General features: G+C 69.1%; 18 protein-coding genes. 10 read left to right on the top strand and 8 right to left on the bottom strand.

What is annotated here, in order from left to right; all coding sequences use genetic code 11:
- Positions 1-328, top strand: a 328-nt coding sequence (locus tag VM306_RS20910) for a hypothetical protein (protein WP_325517579.1), incomplete at its 5' end; no start/stop codon positions are given.
- A gap of 324 nt (positions 329-652) precedes the next feature.
- On the opposite strand, the gene VM306_RS20905 is transcribed toward VM306_RS20910, so the two are convergent.
- The gene (locus VM306_RS20905) at positions 653-1,309 is read right to left on the bottom strand and encodes an HNH endonuclease family protein (RefSeq protein WP_325517577.1); all 657 of its coding nucleotides are present in this window, start codon (positions 1,307-1,309) and stop codon (positions 653-655) included.
- A 115-nt stretch (positions 1,310-1,424) separates the two neighbouring features.
- On the opposite strand from VM306_RS20905, the gene VM306_RS20900 reads away from it, so the two are divergent.
- Positions 1,425-2,243: an endo alpha-1,4 polygalactosaminidase gene (locus VM306_RS20900; protein ID WP_325517575.1), complete on the top strand. Its 819-nt coding sequence runs from the start codon at positions 1,425-1,427 to the stop codon at positions 2,241-2,243.
- Here the strand turns inward: VM306_RS20900 and VM306_RS20895 are convergent.
- Both VM306_RS20895 and VM306_RS20890 read right to left on the bottom strand, forming a co-directional pair.
- The gene (locus VM306_RS20895; protein WP_325517573.1) at positions 2,219-2,944 is read right to left on the bottom strand and encodes an SRPBCC domain-containing protein; all 726 of its coding nucleotides are present in this window, start codon (positions 2,942-2,944) and stop codon (positions 2,219-2,221) included. The two genes, VM306_RS20900 and VM306_RS20895, sit on opposite strands and share 25 nt — an antisense overlap.
- Positions 2,941-3,546 (bottom strand): helix-turn-helix domain-containing protein, encoded by a 606-nt coding sequence (locus VM306_RS20890; protein ID WP_325517571.1) that lies wholly within the window; start codon positions 3,544-3,546, stop codon positions 2,941-2,943. Before VM306_RS20890 ends, VM306_RS20895 begins: the two co-directional genes overlap by 4 nt.
- A gap of 145 nt (positions 3,547-3,691) precedes the next feature.
- Here VM306_RS20890 and VM306_RS20885 point away from each other — a divergent pair, with 145 nt between their 5' ends.
- Positions 3,692-3,865, top strand: coding sequence for a hypothetical protein (locus VM306_RS20885; protein WP_325517569.1), 174 nt, complete (start codon positions 3,692-3,694; stop codon positions 3,863-3,865).
- Here the strand turns inward: VM306_RS20885 and VM306_RS20880 are convergent.
- The 3 genes from VM306_RS20880 to VM306_RS20870 form a co-directional block, all read right to left on the bottom strand.
- Entirely contained in the window at positions 3,847-4,815 is a 969-nt protein-coding gene (locus VM306_RS20880; protein ID WP_325517566.1) for a TIGR03617 family F420-dependent LLM class oxidoreductase, read from the bottom strand. The two genes, VM306_RS20885 and VM306_RS20880, sit on opposite strands and share 19 nt — an antisense overlap.
- A gap of 14 nt (positions 4,816-4,829) precedes the next feature.
- The gene (locus VM306_RS20875; RefSeq protein WP_325517564.1) at positions 4,830-5,525 is read right to left on the bottom strand and encodes an excalibur calcium-binding domain-containing protein; all 696 of its coding nucleotides are present in this window, start codon (positions 5,523-5,525) and stop codon (positions 4,830-4,832) included.
- A 118-nt stretch (positions 5,526-5,643) separates the two neighbouring features.
- Positions 5,644-6,096 (bottom strand): DUF4442 domain-containing protein, encoded by a 453-nt coding sequence (locus VM306_RS20870; protein WP_325517560.1) that lies wholly within the window; start codon positions 6,094-6,096, stop codon positions 5,644-5,646.
- Positions 6,097-6,270: 174 nt separating this feature from the next.
- On the opposite strand from VM306_RS20870, the gene VM306_RS20865 reads away from it, so the two are divergent.
- Together VM306_RS20865 and VM306_RS20860 are read left to right on the top strand one after the other, a co-directional pair.
- Positions 6,271-6,798 (top strand): MarR family winged helix-turn-helix transcriptional regulator, encoded by a 528-nt coding sequence (locus VM306_RS20865; RefSeq protein ID WP_325517556.1) that lies wholly within the window; start codon positions 6,271-6,273, stop codon positions 6,796-6,798.
- Between the two features lie 2 nt (positions 6,799-6,800).
- Positions 6,801-8,441, top strand: a complete 1,641-nt coding sequence (locus VM306_RS20860; RefSeq protein WP_325517552.1) for an MDR family MFS transporter — start codon at positions 6,801-6,803, stop codon at positions 8,439-8,441.
- Positions 8,442-8,557: 116 nt separating this feature from the next.
- Here VM306_RS20860 and VM306_RS20855 read toward each other — a convergent pair whose 3' ends face one another.
- Entirely contained in the window at positions 8,558-9,064 is a 507-nt protein-coding gene (locus tag VM306_RS20855; RefSeq protein WP_325517550.1) for an inorganic diphosphatase, read from the bottom strand.
- A gap of 123 nt (positions 9,065-9,187) precedes the next feature.
- Between VM306_RS20855 and dacB the strand changes: the two genes are divergently transcribed.
- The 4 genes from dacB to hpt are packed head-to-tail and all read left to right on the top strand — an operon-like array spanning position 9,188 to position 13,881.
- Positions 9,188-11,335: a D-alanyl-D-alanine carboxypeptidase/D-alanyl-D-alanine endopeptidase gene (gene dacB / locus VM306_RS20850; protein WP_325517548.1), complete on the top strand. Its 2,148-nt coding sequence runs from the start codon at positions 9,188-9,190 to the stop codon at positions 11,333-11,335.
- A 28-nt stretch (positions 11,336-11,363) separates the two neighbouring features.
- A complete protein-coding gene (locus VM306_RS20845) occupies positions 11,364-12,407 on the top strand; it encodes a zinc-dependent metalloprotease (protein WP_325517546.1) in 1,044 nt (347 codons plus the stop codon).
- The gene (gene tilS / locus VM306_RS20840) at positions 12,404-13,315 is read left to right on the top strand and encodes a tRNA lysidine(34) synthetase TilS (protein WP_325517544.1); all 912 of its coding nucleotides are present in this window, start codon (positions 12,404-12,406) and stop codon (positions 13,313-13,315) included. Before VM306_RS20845 ends, tilS begins: the two co-directional genes overlap by 4 nt.
- Positions 13,316-13,332: 17 nt before the next feature.
- Positions 13,333-13,881: a hypoxanthine phosphoribosyltransferase gene (hpt, locus tag VM306_RS20835; protein WP_325517542.1), complete on the top strand. Its 549-nt coding sequence runs from the start codon at positions 13,333-13,335 to the stop codon at positions 13,879-13,881.
- Between the two features lie 78 nt (positions 13,882-13,959).
- Here the strand turns inward: hpt and VM306_RS20830 are convergent, their stop codons facing one another.
- Positions 13,960-15,657, bottom strand: a complete 1,698-nt coding sequence (locus VM306_RS20830; RefSeq protein WP_325517540.1) for a substrate-binding domain-containing protein — start codon at positions 15,655-15,657, stop codon at positions 13,960-13,962.
- Positions 15,658-15,984: 327 nt separating this feature from the next.
- On the opposite strand from VM306_RS20830, the gene ftsH reads away from it, so the two are divergent.
- Positions 15,985-17,304, top strand: a 1,320-nt coding sequence (gene ftsH / locus VM306_RS20825; protein ID WP_325517538.1) for an ATP-dependent zinc metalloprotease FtsH, incomplete at its 3' end; no start/stop codon positions are given.

The raw sequence follows: 17,304 nt of genomic DNA, 5'->3' as shown, positions 1-17,304 counted from the left end.
GATCCGCGCCTTTCCAACACTTGCAGCGCTCATTGCGATCAGAGATGCGGGCTGGACCTTCGTCCACCGCGACGAGGTCGAGGGCGTGCCGACACAGGTTGACGGCTACCGGGTCTGGCCAGGCGGTTGGATCGACGCTGTCCGCGTTCGCGATGAGGACGAGGCGATGGCGTTGCGCACCGACGGGGATGAGCCGCCCGGCATCGTGTGGGAGCGAACAGGCTCGCTCACGCACGTGGTCCAGGAACTGCTGAGCGTCCCTGCTCCCGGTGATCGGCTCGCACCTCGGCTCGTGAAGGCGACCGGGCCGATCCTGTGGACGCCGTAGCGAGACCGGCAGCCGGTGTCTTCCGGTCGTTGCTGCACGCGGTCGAAGCGACGGCACGCCCGATCGACTTCCGGGGGATCGCACTCTGGTTCGCCGTCTGCGGAGCGGCATCCGTGCTGGTCAGCGGGGATGCGATGGGGGCTCGCAAAGTGTGCCCGTTGTGTGCCCGAACGCTCCGAAACGAGCTGATCGACAACGGCATCGAACGGCAGCCGCACCGGCCTGACCAGGATCAATCAGACCGGTGCGGTACTACCCGTCAGCACTCAACACGAACACCAGGGAACTCGTGATGAGCAGGTCATCGGTTCGATTCCCCTGTTCCTAACCGCAACTCGCGAGTGCCTTCTCCAATGCGGTTCGTTCCGCGGGAGCCACGCTCAGCCCGTAAGCCGTCTTGACGGTCACGTACATCCGCGAGTACGAGCACGCGTACCCCGCATTCGGGGGCATCCACTTGTCGGGAGTCTTGTCGCTCTTCGACTGGTTCACCTTGCCAGAGACGGCGACGAGGTTGCGCAGGTCGTTGGCAGCCGCCACCCGCTGCTCCGGCGCCCAGGCGGCCGCGCCGCTGCGCCACATCTCCGCCAACGGCACCACGTGGTCGATCTGGATCTTCGAGGTCCCGGAGATCTGCGAGCCGGTGTAGGGGTCGTCCAACGTCCCGGACTGCACGCCGCAGCGTCCGGGCTTGCGTTCGACGTTCGTCAGGTCGCGGGCGAGGACCTGGCTGCGCTGGTCGCAGCCGTCGCCGTCGGCATCGAACCACGGCTGGCCGAAGACGCACGCCTTGCCGTCGTCGCAGTCGCGCACGTAGCCGTCCAGCCTGCCCGGTGCCGCCACGGGCAGGGCTGCCAGGGACGTGCGCGCCGTCGCGGCGTCGAGGGTTCCGGCCGGCACCCGGTCCGCCTGAGGGGTGGAGGAGGAGACGGGCAGCGCGGAACAGCCGGTCAGCAGGACGATCAGCAATAGCCACCGCATGGTGTGGGCATACCCGCTCTCATCAGCGCTGATGGCCGCCCAACGGAGTAACCGCGGATGGAGCGCCTCGTCCGTCAGACGAGGTCGTCACAACCCGGGTGGCAGACTGCCGCGCATGAAGCCAGTCGCGGCCCTTGCCGCCCTGCTCCTGCTCGTCGCTTCCTGCAGCGCGAGCGAACCCGAACCGCCCCAGGTCGAGCTGCCGCCCTCCGGTGCGAAGTTCGACTACCAGATCGGCGGGGTCTACCAGCCCGAGGCGCGGGTCAAGATCGTGGTGCGGGACCGCAGCAGGCTTCCGGTCGGCGACCGCTACAACATCTGCTACCTCAACGCCCTGCAGACGCAGCCCGACCCGATGGACGGCAGCCTGAGCTGGTGGAAGCAGAACCACCAGGACCTGCTGGTGAGGAAGGCGGACGGTGAGCCGGCGATCGATCCCGAGTGGGGCGAGGGGATCCTCGACATCTCCACCGCCGAGAAGCGCACGAAGATCCTCGACATCCAGAAGAAGTGGATCGACGACTGCAAGACCTCGCGCTTCCAGGCGATCGAGGCGGACAACCTCGACTCGCACATGCGGGCCGACGGTGCGTTCGACCTGAACGCCACCAAGGAGTTCATGAAGGCGTTCGTCCAGCACGCCCATCAGAAAGGGCTGGCTGTCGCGCAGAAGAACGGTGGTGAACTGGGCGACTCGGGCAAGAAGTACATCGGCTTCGACTTCGCCATCACCGAGGACTGCCAGGCCAACGGCGAGTGCGGACCGTACGCGGAGGCGTTCGGCGAGAAGGTCTTCGAGATCGAGTACACCGACGAGGCGTTCCAGAAGTCGTGCTCCGATCGCGCCGGCAGGGGATCAGTCATCCGCCGCGACCGGAACGTGGTGCCGTACGGGCACCCTGACTACGTCTACGAGGCCTGCCCGAGCTCCTGATCGAGGAACTCCTGCCACTTCTCGTTCTGGCCCGTCGCGTCACCGAAGACGTGGTGCCCGACGGCGTGCGTGCCGTGGAAGCGGTACAGGCCCTCGGGGCCGCGCACGCCCAGGAACACGCCCGGCACGCCGTAGTCGACGACTCCCTTGATGCCGAACGGTTCCAGCGTCACCTCGTCGCCGACGGCGAAGTCCCCCGGCACGCCGAGCGCCGCGGCGAGACGGGGCCACGCGTCCTCCGGCTGCTCTGCGGGCGCCTGCGCGAAGACGTACGTGCCGTGCCGGCCGGTGAAGTGCTTGACGTACTGGCCCAGCGTGAACAGGTACATGTCCCAGCCGTGCGACTGCTGGTCGACGAACTCGTCTCCCCAGCCGTCGGCGAGGATGCCGGTGTGCACGAACCGCAGGACCGTCGAGCCCTTCTCGCGGCCCTCGATCAGGTACTCCATCGCGTGGAACGTGCCGTCCTCGCCCTTGTCGCTCCGGTAGGCGAGGCGCTTGCCGGGCTCCCACTCGGTGATCGTCGAGGCCTCCTGGAAGAAGCCCAGGTCAAGGGTCATGCGGCCGCCGGGGCGTCCGTCGACGGTGTGCGGGCCCATGAACCACGAGTCGATGCCGTGGCCCGTCGCGATGGCGTCCCAGACCTGCTCCGGGGTGCCTTCGACCTCGATCTCCTTGCTGATCTCGAACTCGCGGGTCACGACTCTTCCTCCTTGGAAGCGGTGGCGTTGACGCTCGGGTGCAGGGCGACGACGACTCGGTGCGGCCGCCCTCCTTCTGCCTGTTCGTCGTGGTACTTGGCGACGAGCCGCGTCACGCAGCCGGCGAGCTCCTCGGCGAACGCCGCGCGGTCGGCCGCGGTGGCGAACCGGATCTCGCCGTCCAGCGCGAAGGTCGCGAGGCGCTTCTTCGCCCTGGTCGCGCCCGTGATCAACGTCCCGACGTCGCGCACCAGCCTCGCCGAGACCGCGAGCAGCCACCGCGCCGACAACCGGTCGGGTGACCGCGCCGGGTCGGGCTGCACGGCCGCGAGCGCCGTCGGGGAGATGACGTAGGACGCCGCGGTCGCCTGCATCAGGCGCTCGTTGACGTTGCCCTTGCGCCGTTCCTCGACGAGCTCCACCAGGCCGTGCTGTTCCAGGGTGCGCAGGTGGTAGTTCACCTTCTGCCTGGGCAGACCTACCTTCGCGGCGAGCATCGTCGCCGATCCCGGCTCCACCAGCTCCGCGAGCAACCTCGCTCGCACGGGGTCCAGCGACACCTCGGCCGCGGACGGGTCCTCGATCACCGCCACTTCGAACATGGGGCCAGCGTCACACCGAAAACAAAATTAGTCAAGAACTGAGTTGCTGTCGGTAACTCTGCTCCACACGGGTGGCGTTCGGGCCGGTAACGTAAGCGGCGTCTCGATTGGTCGTTGCTAGATCGCAACCCCCGAGGAGACGAACATGATCACGATGCTGGTCCTGACCGTGCTGGCCCTGCCCTTCGCCCTGACCGCCGCCAACGTCGGAAGACGCAGGTGGATCCGGAAGAAGGGCGTCGCCGGAGTGCGCGCCGAGCTGTGCGGCTTCCACGCCGAACTGGCACGTCAGGGCCTCAGTCACTTCTCCGGTCGCTGAAGCCGGCGCACCTCGCCCGACGGCGAGATCCGGGTGACCACGTCGCCGTAACGGTCCAGCAGAGCGGCCGTGACGGTCTCCGGTGAGCCGACGACGCAGAACTCGTGCAGCACCTCGTCGGTGATCAGCTCGCTCATCTCCGCCCACTGCTGCCGCCGTGACAGGCGGTGCAGCTCCTCGTGCAGCGCACCCCAGCCGTGCAGGTCCAGCACCGGCCGGTACGCGGGCGTCGACCCGTAGAAGGCGATCTGCCGCTTGACGTCGGCGATCTCCTCGTCGTTCGTCGCGGCGAACACCGGTCCGCTGACCTCGAAGCCCTCCAGCGTCCTGCCCGCCTTCGCCCGGCCGCGTTCCAGTGCGGGCAGCGTCACCTCGCGCAGGTACCGCTCGGTCGTGAAGTTGTGGCACAGGAAGCCGTCCGCGACCTCGCCCGCCACCTCCGTCATCCGCTCGCCGACACCCGCGAGGTAGATCGGCGCGGTCCCGTGCGGGTTGGGGCCGGGGTCGAAGAACGGCGTCATCAGCGTGTGCTTGTAGAACTCGCCGCGGAACGCCAGCCGCTCGCCGGTCTCCCACGCGTGCCAGATCGCGCGGATCGCCAGTACGAACTCGCGCATCCTGGCGGCCGGCCTGCTCCACGGCATGGCGAAGCGCTTGGTGATGTGCGCCTCGACCTGCGAGCCCAGGCCCAGGTTGAACCGGCCCCCTGACAGCAGCTGCAGGTCGTTCGCCGTGGTCGCGACGGTCATCGGGTTGCGGGCGAAGGCCACCGCGATCGCCGTGCCGAGCTCGATCCGCTCGGTGGCCGCGGCGGCGCCGGCCAGCGCGAGGAACGGGTCGTGCTTCGTCTCGGCGAGCCAGAACCCGTCGTAGCCGCGGTCCTCCGCGCTCTTCGCGATGGACCCGGCGCCGGCCGGGGAGTAGTCGACGGCACTGCTGTCCAGCTTCATGGAGTCAGAGGTTATTAGCGGTACCGGGACTCGCACGCGATGCCGTTGCGGTTCTCGTCGAGCTCGACGCGGTAGCCCGGCTGGCCCCAGTACAGCGGCGCGGCACCGGCGCGGCGGGCGTCGTCGCAGGTCGCGAAGAAGACGGGCGGTGGCTTCGGCTGCGTGGTCGGCTTCGGCTTCGTCGTCGTGGTGGTGGTGACCGGCGGAGGGGGCGGAGGCGGGGGAGTGGACGGCGTCTCGGTGACGTCCTTGCCGCCGCACGGCGTGCCCCAGAGCCCCATCGGGACCCGTTGCGCGGCCACTTCGGCTTCCTTCTGGACGGGCGTCGGGGTGCCCGCGGTGCGCCCGGCACCGTTGCCCAGTGCGAGCAACGCGTAGTCGGTGCCGTCCGCGAGGCTGAGCGCGCCGGTGGTCCGGTCGTAGCGGACCTGCTGGCCCAGCAGCATGCTCTTCGCGAAGCCGGCGGCGGCCTCAGCCCAGCACGGTCCTGGCTGGGCGAGGCCGCTGACCTCGGCTTTCGTGCCGTCGGAGAGCATCACCGCGCGGCCGTCGACGATCGAGGCCACGGTGAGGTCGAGCTGGGCAGGCGGAACCGACGCCGAGGTCGTCGCCGGTGTGTCCCTCACCGGTTTCTCCACGGCGACGGGAGTCGACTGCTGCACCTGTGTCGCGCATCCCGCGGTCAACGCGACCAGCAGGAGACCGCCCACAGTTCTCCACCCCGACATGGCCCCGAATAGTGCCGTAGATCGCCGGTGTGGCCAAGGTTACGTATTCACATCGGATCGGTTCACCGGTAGTCCGAACCGAGATGCGGATACGCCCAGTTCAGCGTGCGGGCTTGAGCGTCCAGACGACGGTCATCTCGCCGGTGGTCACGCCCTCGGCGTTGGTGATCGTGATCGTCACCGGGAACTCGGGCCGCGTGCCGGACTCCAGCTCGGCCAGGACGTCGTCGGCGGAGCGGCCCAGCACGGCCTCGGCGCGCAGGACGCCCATCGCGATCTTCTTGTAGGAGATGTCCGCGCGTACGGCGAGCGGAGTCGCCTTGCCGAGGTGCGCGGCGAACGCGGCCATCACGACGGCGCCGGAGGCGGACTCGCCGAGGCCGAACATCATCGCGGCGTGCGGCCCGCCGATGTGGTTGTGCAGCATCGGGTCGTCCGGCAGCGACGCGACGACGCGGCCGGGGGAGACCTCCTCGAAGTCGATGCCGGTGGTCTTCACGTACGGCACCGCCTGCTTCATGGCATCGGCGACGAACGACACGTCTTGGCTCATGAGACGGATGCTACCGACGAGTAACCCTCGTGGCTACCCGTCGGTAACCCGTACTCCGGGTGTGCGTAGCACTCCACTCTGGAGTGAGACCTGAAACTCACTTGCAATCCGGGCGACCGAGACGGATGCTTGTACCTAGCAACTAGTTGGGTGCTACAAGCAACGAGGTGTCAGATGGTCGATCCGGGCAGGTGCATCGGTACGGGCGTGGGTGTCGACCCCGAGCACGAGCTCGCGGATCGAGTCGGCATGGCCATGGTGCGCCTGAACAAGATGCACGCCCAGATGTCGCACCAGATGGCCAAGCAAGGCATGGACAAGTCCGCCTTCGTGCTCCTCGCGACGCTCTCCGGACTCGGGGAATGCCGTTCGAGTGCGCTCGCGGAGGCGGTGCTCTCCGACCCGTCCACGGTCAGCCGGCAGGTGGCCGCACTGGTCAAGGACGGGCTCGTGGAGAGGCGAGCTGATCCGGCAGACGGCCGAGCCAGCGTTCTCGCGGTGACAGAGGCGGGATTCACGCTGATCAAGGACCGGCGCCGGCAGCGCAACGAGGCCATCGAGCGGATGTTCGCCGAGTGGCCGGCAGAGGACTTCAAGAACTTCGCGGAACTGTTCGAGCGCTTCGTCCACGACTACGAGCGCACGGTTCCGGCGTACATGACCGACCGCGGGACGGGGACCCGCGCAGGAGGGGAAAACTAGAGATGTCACAGACAACCGATGCGGCGACTCCGGCGCCAGGGGCCTCCCTGACGCATCGCCAAATCATGACGATCCTGTCCGGCCTGCTGCTGGGCATGTTCCTCGCGGCGCTGGACCAGATGATCGTCTCCAGCGCCATGAAGACCATCGCGGACCAGCTGCACGGCCAGACGCTGCAGGCGTGGGCGACCACCGCCTACCTGATCACCGCGACCATCACGACCCCGTTGTACGGCAAGCTGTCGGACATCTACGGGCGCAAGCCGATGTACCTCGCGGCGATCACGCTGTTCCTGGCGGGCTCGCTGCTCTCGGGCATCGCGACGTCGATGTACGAGCTCGCGGCGTTCCGCGCGGTGCAGGGTCTCGGCGCCGGCGGTCTGATGTCGCTCGCGTTCGCGATCATGGCCGACATCATCTCGCCGCGTGAGCGCAGCAAGTACTCCGCGTACTTCATGGCCGTGTTCGGCTCGGCCAGCGTGCTCGGCCCGGTCATCGGCGGTGTGTTCGCCGGTCTCGACACGTTCCTCGGCATCACCGGCTGGCGCTGGGTGTTCCTGGTGAACGTGCCGATCGCGCTGCTCGCGCTGTTCGTCGTCGCCCGCGTGCTGAACATCCCGCACCAGCGGGTCAACCACCGCATCGACTTCGGTGGCGCCATCGCGCTGACGGTCGGCCTCGTGCCACTGCTGATCGTGGCCGAACAGGGCCGGGAGTGGGGCTGGGCCTCCGCGACCTCGATCGCCATGTACGTGATCGGCGTGCTCGGCCTGCTCGCGTTCGTGTGGGTCGAGAACCGCATGGGCGACGAGGCGCTGCTGCCGATCCGGTTGTTCCGCAACCACACGTTCGCGCTGGGCAACACGATCAACTTCGTGCTCGGCATCGGCATGTTCGGCGGCATGGTCTCCATCCCGCTGTACCTGCAGATCGTGAAGGGCGTGTCGCCGACCACGGCGGGCCTGATGCTGCTGCCGATGACGTTCGGCATCATGTCGGCCACGGCGATCTCCGGAAAGATCACCTCGTCGACCGGCCGCTACAAGATCTTCCCGATCATCGGCGCCGGCCTGATGTCGATCGCGTTGTTCCTGTTCAGCACGATCGGCACGGACACGCCGAACTGGCTGACGATGATCTACATGTTCATCATGGGCGCCGGTCTGGGCCAGTGCATGCAGACGCTGCTGCTGGCGATCCAGAACGACTCCGAGCCGCGTGACATGGGCGTGGCGACGGCCTCCGCGACGTTCTTCCGCCAGATCGGTGGCACGGTCGGCACCGCGGTGTTCCTGTCGATCCTGTTCAGCACGGTCGGCGGCAAGATCGCCGACGGCATCAAGGCCTCGCTGCAGACCGAGGCGTTCAAGGCGGCGCTGGGCCAGAACCCGGAGTTCGCCAAGATGCTGCAGGGCGGCGGCTCGGGCATCGACATCAACAACACCGAGTTCCTCAAGGGCCTCGACCCGGTGCTGGCGAAGCCGTTCCTCGACGGGTTCTCCAGCGCGATCGACCTGGTCTTCATGACCGGCGGCATCGTGATGGTGGCGGCGTTCGTCCTCGTGTGGTTCCTGCGCGAGAAGCCGCTGTCGACCCGGTCGGGCCTGGAGCGGGTCGCGGACGCCGAGGCGATCGCGGTCTAGGACCTCTGCTGACGTGGAAGGGCCCCGGCTTGCCGGGGCCCTTCGCGTCGCGGTCCATTCCTCAACGCACGAAAAAGGCCGTCCTCCTCGCGGTGGACGGCCCTTTCGCGTTCGGTTCAGTACAGCGTTTCGCCGCGCGCCTCGGCGTCCTTGAGACGCTGGTAGGAGCGGTGGATCTCGGCCTCGGCCTCGGTGCGGCCCACCCAGGTCGCGCCCTCGACGCTCTTGCCGGGCTCCAGGTCCTTGTAGACCTCGAAGAAGTGCTGGATCTCCAGGCGGTCGAACTCCGCCAGGTGGTGGATGTCGCGCAGGTGCTCGTGCCGGGGGTCGAAGGCCGGGACGCACAGAACCTTGTCGTCGCCGCCCTTCTCGTCGGTCATGCGGAACATGCCGATGGCGCGAGCCGCGATCAGGCAGCCCGGGAACGTCGGCTCCTGGACGAGGACGAGGGCGTCCAGGGGGTCGCCGTCCTCACCCAGGGTGTTCTCGATGAACCCGTAGTCGGCGGGGTACTGCGTCGACGTGAACAACGTGCGGTCGAGGCGGATGCGACCAGACTTGTGGTCCACCTCGTACTTGTTGCGCACGCCCTTGGGGATCTCGATCAGGACGTCGAACTCCACTGGTCCTCGCTCATGTAGCCCATTCGTGACCCCACTAGTGTGGACCACGACGCCCTGTCAACCCTCATCGGAGCGGCGGCTCGAGGGTGTGAGATTGCCCGTACCGAGCTGACGGAGGTCCTCTTGCCGGACGAGCCCCAGTGGCCGACCGAGGACGACGACACCGGGTCCTCCGGTGCGTCCTCCGAGGCGACGGTGCAGGTCAGCCGCCCGTCCGTCGACCAGCCGACGATGCGGTTCCCGTTGGCCGCGGTGCTGGCCGCACCGTCCACACAGGAGCCTCTGCGGTCGTCACCGGTCCGTGCGGTGCCCGGTGGCGAGGCGGGCGGCCCGAACGGGCCAGGTGAGCGGAAGAGGGATTCCGGCGGGCCTTCCGGTGGAAAGCCCGGTGGGAAGTCTCACGGCACGATCGGTCCGGAGGCCGGCCAACCCCGGCAGCCTTCGTCGTCCGAGCGCACCGCGGTGGACCTGAGCCCCGCCGGACGGCCGCGGGTCACGCCCGTGCGGCTCCAGGCCGGGGAGAAGACGCCGCAGCCCGCGCCGTCGGTCGAGCCGAGGGGCGACCGGACCCGCGTCGTGCCGAAGCCCGAGGTCGCCAACGCCAAGACCGCGCGCGTCGACCAGCTGCCGATGACGGACAAGTCGTGGTTCGACCAGTCGGCCAAGCAGGACAGGCAGCGTTCCGACCAGCGCCAGCACCGGCAGGAGCAGCAGCGGCAGGAACAGCAGGCGCCGCCCATCGCGACCGCGCGCGTCGACCAGCTCCAGCGCCAGGAGCCGGCCCGCTTCGAGCAGCAGCCCCTGCGTCCCGCGCCGCAGCGTCCCGAGCCGCCGAAGCCGCGGGTGGAGAAGCTCCCCGTCACCGGCTACGACGAGGAGCCGGAGGACAGGCTCACCGACGACCAGCCGAAGAAGAGCCGCAAGACGCTCGTCGTCGTGCTCGGCCTGCTGGTCGTGGCGGCGCTGGCCGGCGCCACGGTCTACGCGGTCGACGAGCTCGGCGGCGCCGAGGCGGTCGAGACCAAGCCGCCGGCCGCACCCGCCGTCGTCCAGCAGCTGGTCAAGGCGGCCACCGCGGGCGCGCCGGCACCGTCCCCGGCGGGCGTGAAGCAGGCCCTCACCGGTCCGGCGGGCAACGGCGCCCTCGGCACGCTGACCGGCAGCGTCGTCGACCCCGCCAACGGCGCCGCGCTGTGGCAGCAGGGCGACACCACGGCCGCGACCCCGGCGTCGAGCCTCAAGATCCTCACCGCCGCCGCGGCCCTGCTCAGCCTCGAGAAGACCGACCAGCTGAGCACCAGGGTCGTGCAGGGCTCCGAACCCGGCACCGTCGTGGTCGTCGGCGGTGGCGACCCCACGATCTCCGGCACGCCCGGCCGGTCCGTCTACCCCGGCGCCGCGACGCTCGACGACCTGGTCGCCCAGGTCAGGCAGAAGGGCCCGGTCACCAAGGTCCTCTTCGACCTCAGCCGCTACACCGGCGAGGCGCTCGGGCCGCAGTGGGAGCAGGCCGACATCGGCGGCGGCTCGGTCGCGCCGATAGTGCCGTTCATGCTCGACGGCGGCCGGGTCGACCAGGCGAACGTCAACGGCGCGCGCACCGGCAGCCCCGGCCAGGCGGCGGCCGACGCGTTCGCGCAGCGCATCGGAGCACCCGGCGCCACCGCGGGCGCGGCCCCGGCCGGCGCGCAGGTGCTCGGCGAGGTCAAGTCGGCGCCGGTCGAGCAGCTCGTCGACAACATGATGCAGATCTCCGACAACGTCCTCACCGAGGCGATGGCCCGCGAGATCGCGATCAAGACCGGCAACGAGCCGTCGTTCGCGGGCGGCGTCAGGGCCGTGCGGGACGTGCTGACCAAGAACGGGTTCGACCTCACCGGCGCGAACTTCGTGGACGGCAGCGGGCTCTCCGCGACGAACAAGATCCCGGCCAAGCTCCTCACCGACGTCCTCACCGCGGCGGCCAAGCCCACCCTGGACGACCCGCGCACGGCGAAGTTGCGTCCACTGTTGACGGCGCTGCCGGTGGCGGGTGGCAGCGGCACGCTGGCCGGTCGCTACACGGGCGGCTCCTCGGACGGCAAGGGCTGGGTGCGGGCCAAGACCGGCACGCTCACCGGCGTCAACGCGCTGGCGGGCGTGGTCGTCGACGTCGACGGGCGGGTGCTGGTGTTCGCGTTCATGTCGGCGAGCAACGGCAACCCGGAGACCGAGGTGCGGCCCGCTCTGGACGTGCTGGCCGCCGCGTTGCGAGGCTGTGGCTGTTCGTAGCGGGCCGTGCGCAGGTAGCGTCGGAAGCGTGAACGGCGCGACGGAGGCAGAGCTCGGCCCGGTGGACTGGGAGCTGGCGGTTTCGACCGCCGTGCGGCTCGTCCGGCCGGGTCCGGTGATCGGCAAGGACGAGGCCGACCACGTCGTCGGCAGGCTTCGGGAGCTCGCCCCGCAGGCCGAGGTCCACGTCAGGGAGCTGACAGGGCTCGGGCAGGGGCTGCCGCTGCTGCCGGGCGAGGTCGTGGACCGTCCCGCGTGGGTCAAGGCCGCCGCGCAGGGCCTGGCGGCGTTGACCGGACCCGCGATGACGCGTCCGACCGGTCCGATGGCCGGCATCCTCGCGGGCACGGCCGGTGTGCAGGCGGGCGTCGTGATGGCGTTCCTGTCCTCGCGGGTGCTCGGGCAGTACGACCCGTTCAGCCCCCAGGACCAGCTCGCGGGACGCCTGCTGCTCGTCGCGCCGAACATCGTTGGCGCGCAACAGGCCCTGGACGTCCCCGCCGACGACTTCCGCATGTGGGTGTGCCTGCACGAGTGCACGCACCGCCTGCAGTTCACCGGCGTGCCGTGGCTGCGCCGGTACTTCTCCGACCAGGTCACCGCGCTGCTGTCCTCAATGGATGAGGACAGGGCGCCGTTGCCCGACGTGATCCGGGACTTCCGGCAGAAGCTGCGCGAGGGCGACGGTCCGATGGGGCTGATCGAGCTCATCCAGTCGCCGCAGCAGAAAGCCGTGCTGGACCGGTTGATCGCACTGTCCACTTTGCTCGAAGGTCACGCGGACCACGTGATGGACGCGGTCGGTCCGACCGTCGTGCCGTCCGTCGCGACCATCCGCACCCGCTTCACCGCGCGCCGCAAGGGCGGCGGCCTGCTCGACCGGATCCTGCGCACGGTGCTCGGCGTCGAGGCGAAGGTGCGCCAGTACGCGGAGGGCGCGGAGTTCACCGAGTACGTCGTCGAGCGCGTCGGCATGGACGGCTTCAACGCGATCTGGACGTCCGCGGACACCCTGCCGACCCGCGCGGAGATCGCCGAACCCATGAGCTGGCTGCGCCGCGTGGCGCCGTGAACGGACCGGTCGCCGAGATCAGGACGGCCGTCCGCAGGTTCCTCGACGACGTTCGCCCCGACGCGGTGGCCGTCGCGGTCTCCGGCGGAGCGGACTCCCTGGCGCTGGCCGCGTGCGTGGGCAGGCTGCTGCCCGGCGCGTCCGCGGTCGTCGTCGACCACCAGCTCCAGCCGGGTTCGGCCGCCGTGGCACTGCGCGCCGCCGCGCAGTGCTCGGACTTCGGCCTCGTGGCACGGGTGGAGGCGGTGCGGGTCGAGGGCCCCGGCGGGCCGGAGGCAGCGGCCCGCAAAGCCCGCTACGAGGCGCTGAGGCCGTCGCACGGGGTGGTCCTGCTCGGCCACACCCTCGACGACCAGGCGGAGACCGTGCTGCTCGGCCTGGGCCGCGGATCCGGCCCGCGCTCGATCGCCGGCATGCGCGCGTACGACGCGCCGTGGGGCCGTCCGCTGCTAGGCGTCTCACGGGCGGTCACCCGTGCCGCGTGTGTGGAGCAGGGCATCGAGGCGTGGGAAGACCCGCACAACACGGACCCGGCGTTCACCCGTGTCCGGCTGCGCTCCGAAGTCCTGCCTTTGCTGGAGGACGTGCTGCAAGGCGGCGTCGCGTCGTCGTTAGCCCGCACGGCGGCCCAGCTGCGCGAGGACTGTGACGCACTCGACGCTCTCGCCTCGGCCTTCAACGGCGACTGCTGCGCCGTCGACGACATCGCCGAACTGCCCGCGGCACTGCGACGCAGAGTGCTCAGGTCGTGGCTCATCGGCGAGGGCGTGCCGGAACTGTCCGATTCGCACCTGCGACGGGTCGACTCACTGGTGAGTGAATGGCGCGGTCAGGGCGGTGTCTGGCTACCTGGCGGCTTTGTCGCAAGGCGCGCGCATGGCAGGCTCGTTGTGGAACCACAGTCTTAAGCAGAGGGGACCTGTCCGTGTACGACGGCGACATCGCATCCGTGCTCATCACCGAGCAGGAGATCAGCGACAAGGTCACCGAACTCGCCAAGCAGGTCGCGGCTGATCACCCAGAAGGTGACTCCGACCTCGTGCTGATCACCGTGCTCAAGGGCGCAGTGATGTTCATGGCCGATCTTGCCCGTGCGCTGCCCGTTCCGGTGCAGCTCGAGTTCATGGCCGTTTCGTCCTACGGCTCCTCCACGTCGTCCTCCGGCGTGGTGCGGATCCTGAAGGACCTGGACCGCGACATCGCCGACCGCAACGTGGTGATCGTCGAGGACATCATCGACTCGGGGCTGACCCTGTCGTGGCTGCTGAAGAACCTGCAGTCGCGACGGCCCCGTTCGCTGCAGGTGTGCACGCTGCTGCGCAAGCCCGACGCGGTGAAGGTCGAGGTGCCGGTGAAGTACGTCGGTTTCGACATTCCCAACGAGTTCGTCGTCGGGTACGGGCTCGACTATGCGGAGCGGTACCGCGACCTGCCCTACATCGGCACGCTGGACCCGAAGGTCTACTCGAACTGATCTTCAGCTGAACGCACCGCGTGAACGCACAACGCCGGGCCTCCTCCTGGAAGCCCGGCGTTGTCCATTCACAGCTGGTCAGCAGTTCGGGCGGCAGCGTCGCTGCGACACCGCGTCCAGCAGCACGTCGCGGATCTCCCCGGGGTTCTTCGCCTGGTAGGCCTTGCCGCCGGTCGCCGCGGAAATGGCGCGCAGCGCGTCCATGTCCACCTCGTCGCCGAGGCCCACCATGATGATCGGCACCGGCTTGGCGGGGTCGGACTCCCGCTTCAGGGTCTCGATCAGGGCGGCCGTGTCGATCGACGAGATGTCGTCGTTGCGGCCGTCGGTCATCAGGACGACGGAGTTGACCTTCGACGCGTCGTAGCCCGAGAGGACGTGCCGGTACGCGGCCAGGGTCGTGTCGTTCAGCGCTGTGCCGCCGCCGACGAGGTTGGTGAGCTGCGAGGCGCCCGCCTCCAGGCGCTTGCGGCGGGCCACGCCGGCCAGGGGTTCGCCCAGCGGGCCGATCGGGACGAGCTCGATCCAGTCGTTCGGGGGCTTCTTGTCCGTCGAGAACGCCCACAGGCCGATCTGGGTGGTGTCCGGGAGCATCGAGAGGGCGGTCATCGAGGCCTCGGTGGCCGCCTCGACGCGGGTCTTGCCGTTGCCGCTCTTCTCGATCATCGAGCCGGAGACGTCGATGACGGTCAGCATGCGCATGTCGAGGCTGATGGCGCCCCAGGTGCGCAGCAGCTCCGAGACCTGGTCGGCGTTCGGGGTCTCGATGAGCTTCACGTCGCCCGCCTGCACGCCCTCGACCTCGGTCGACCACTTCGCGGGCGCCGCGCCCTGCACGGTGCGGAAGCCCGCCTCGCCGAAGCGCTTCGAGGTGTCGGCGGAGCGCAGGACCTTCTCGAACGCGGCCGCGGCCTCGCCGATGCCCTCCTGCTCGTTCGGGCGCGAGACCCTGACCAGCGGGTAGTCGAACGAGAGCGTGCCCTCCCTGGGCGGGGCGCCCACGACGGCGTTGTCCTTGACCGAGCGGTTGTTGGCCACGACGGACTGCTCGGTGGCGGCGAAGAGCGGGGCCCTGTCGGCGTCGGTGGTGACCTTGCCGAACGAGTCGCGGACCGACGGGACGGCGTTGCGGCCCACGCGGAGCAGGGTGCCGACCAGTTCGGGCTTCGGGGTGCCGTCCGGGTTGCCGAGCAGGGTGCGGATCACGAACAGGGAGGCCAGGCCCTCGGACGTCATCGTCGGGTCGCTCATCGAGATCTGGACCCTCGGGTCGACGACCTTCGACCACGAGACGGGCTGGACCGGGAAGCCGATCTTGGACATGGCCTGCTCGGAGCCGGCCATCACCAGCGGGCTGGAGGCCAGCGAGGGCTTGATGTCGAGCTTCGGGGCCTCCGGGCCGGTCTCGGCCGACAGGCGTTGCGCCTCGGCCGCCCACATCGACGAGTCGGGGATCCAGAGGGAGTGGGGGTTGATCTGCGCGGTGGGCAGCTCGTTCGCCACGTCGGCCGCGTTGCGCGACTCGACCTGGACCTGGACGCACCGGCCCTTCACGACCGGTTGTGACCGCTGGTAGTCCTGGGCGGCGTTGTTCACCACGTCCAGGGCCGCGGGGGTGACGGCGACCTTCAAAGGCAGTGCGCCGGAGCAGTCGGCACCACTGGTGACACGGAGTGCCACAACTGTGACGCCTGCCGCCGCGACCACTCCGAGCAGGGCGCCCACGGGGAGGGCCACCCGCCGGAACAAGCCGGGGGAGGTGTGACGTGCTGACATACAGTTACTTACCTTCGGTCACGTGTTCACTCTTTCGAGTGGCAGGGGAACACTCGGGGGATGTATGAGGATGACATGTGACCGTCAAACGTACTGAGATGGCGTGACCTGCGTCACTCGACTGGGCGGCTGCATTTGTTCCGGGTGAACCAAAGTGCGTGAACATGCGTGGCGGGGGTCACGCACGGGAACCCGGGACCGTCCCCGCCCGTTGGTTGCTCAGTACCCGACCAGCGGGCGGTAGGCTGGTCGGACGCGGTATGTGGGTCTTCCACTGCCCGACGCGCAAGTCAGGGAGGGTCGAGGCCGCCCGCCGGCCGTAAGTGCATGGACCGCAAGCGCCTGCTTCGCAACCCGCTGCTGTGGATCGCTGCGGTGTTGCTGCTCTACTTCGTCTTCACCGTGCTCTTCGACGACTCACGGGGTTACCACCAGGTCAAGACCTCCCAAGCACTGCAACAGGTGCGCGACGGGAAGGTCAAGGAAGCCACGCTCGAGGACAAGGAGCAGCGTCTCCGCCTCACCCTCACCGACGGCACCACGTTCGAGGGCAGCAACCGCCTGATCACGCAGTACCCGGCCAGTGCGACGGACGAGATCTTCACCGTCCTCGACCAGGCCGGCAACAAGCCGATCGTCGAGACCAAGGTCAGCCAGGAGTCCATCCTGATGCAGATCTTGATCTACCTCGTGCCGCTCGGCCTGTTGCTGCTGCTGCTCATGTGGATGATGAACAACGCCCAGGGCGGCGGCAACCGCGTTCTGAACTTCGGCAAGTCCAAGGCGAAGCAACTGTCGAAGGACATGCCCAAGACGACCTTCGGCGACGTCGCCGGCGCCGAGGAGGCCGTCGAGGAGCTCGAGGAGATCAAGGACTTCCTCCAGAACCCCGGCCGCTACCAGGCGCTCGGCGCGAAGATCCCGAAGGGCGTGCTGCTGTACGGCCCGCCGGGAACCGGCAAGACGCTGCTCGCGAGGGCCGTCGCCGGTGAGGCCGGTGTGCCGTTCTACTCGATCTCCGGCTCGGACTTCGTCGAGATGTTCGTCGGCGTCGGCGCCTCCCGCGTCCGCGACCTGTTCGAGCAGGCCAAGCAGAACGCGCCGTGCATCATCTTCGTCGACGAGATCGACGCGGTGGGCCGTCACCGCGGTGCCGGTCTCGGCGGCGGTCACGACGAGCGCGAGCAGACCCTCAACCAGCTGCTCGTCGAGATGGACGGCTTCGACTCGCGCGGCGGGATCATCCTGATCGCGGCGACCAACCGTCCCGACATCCTCGACCCCGCCCTGCTGCGCCCCGGTCGCTTCGACCGCCAGATCCCGGTGTCCGCACCGGACCTGAAGGGCCGCAAGCAGATCCTGCGGGTCCACTCGAAGGGCAAGCCGCTCGCGACGGACGCCGACCTCGACGGCCTCGCGAAGCGCACCGTCGGGTTCTCCGGCGCCGACCTCGCGAACGTCATCAACGAGGCCGCGCTGCTCACCGCGCGCAAGAACGGCACCGTGATCGACGGTGCCGCGCTCGAGGAGTCGGTGGACCGCGTGATCGGCGGTCCGGCCCGCAAGAGCCGGATCATCTCCGAGAAGGAGAAGAAGATCACCGCGTACCACGAGGCCGGGCACGCCCTGGCCGCGTGGGCCATGCCG

The organism is Lentzea sp. (assembly GCF_035525475.1).
Classification (GTDB): Bacteria; Actinomycetota; Actinomycetes; order Mycobacteriales; family Pseudonocardiaceae; genus Lentzea.
This window is presented reverse-complemented; position numbering and strand designations above follow the sequence as displayed.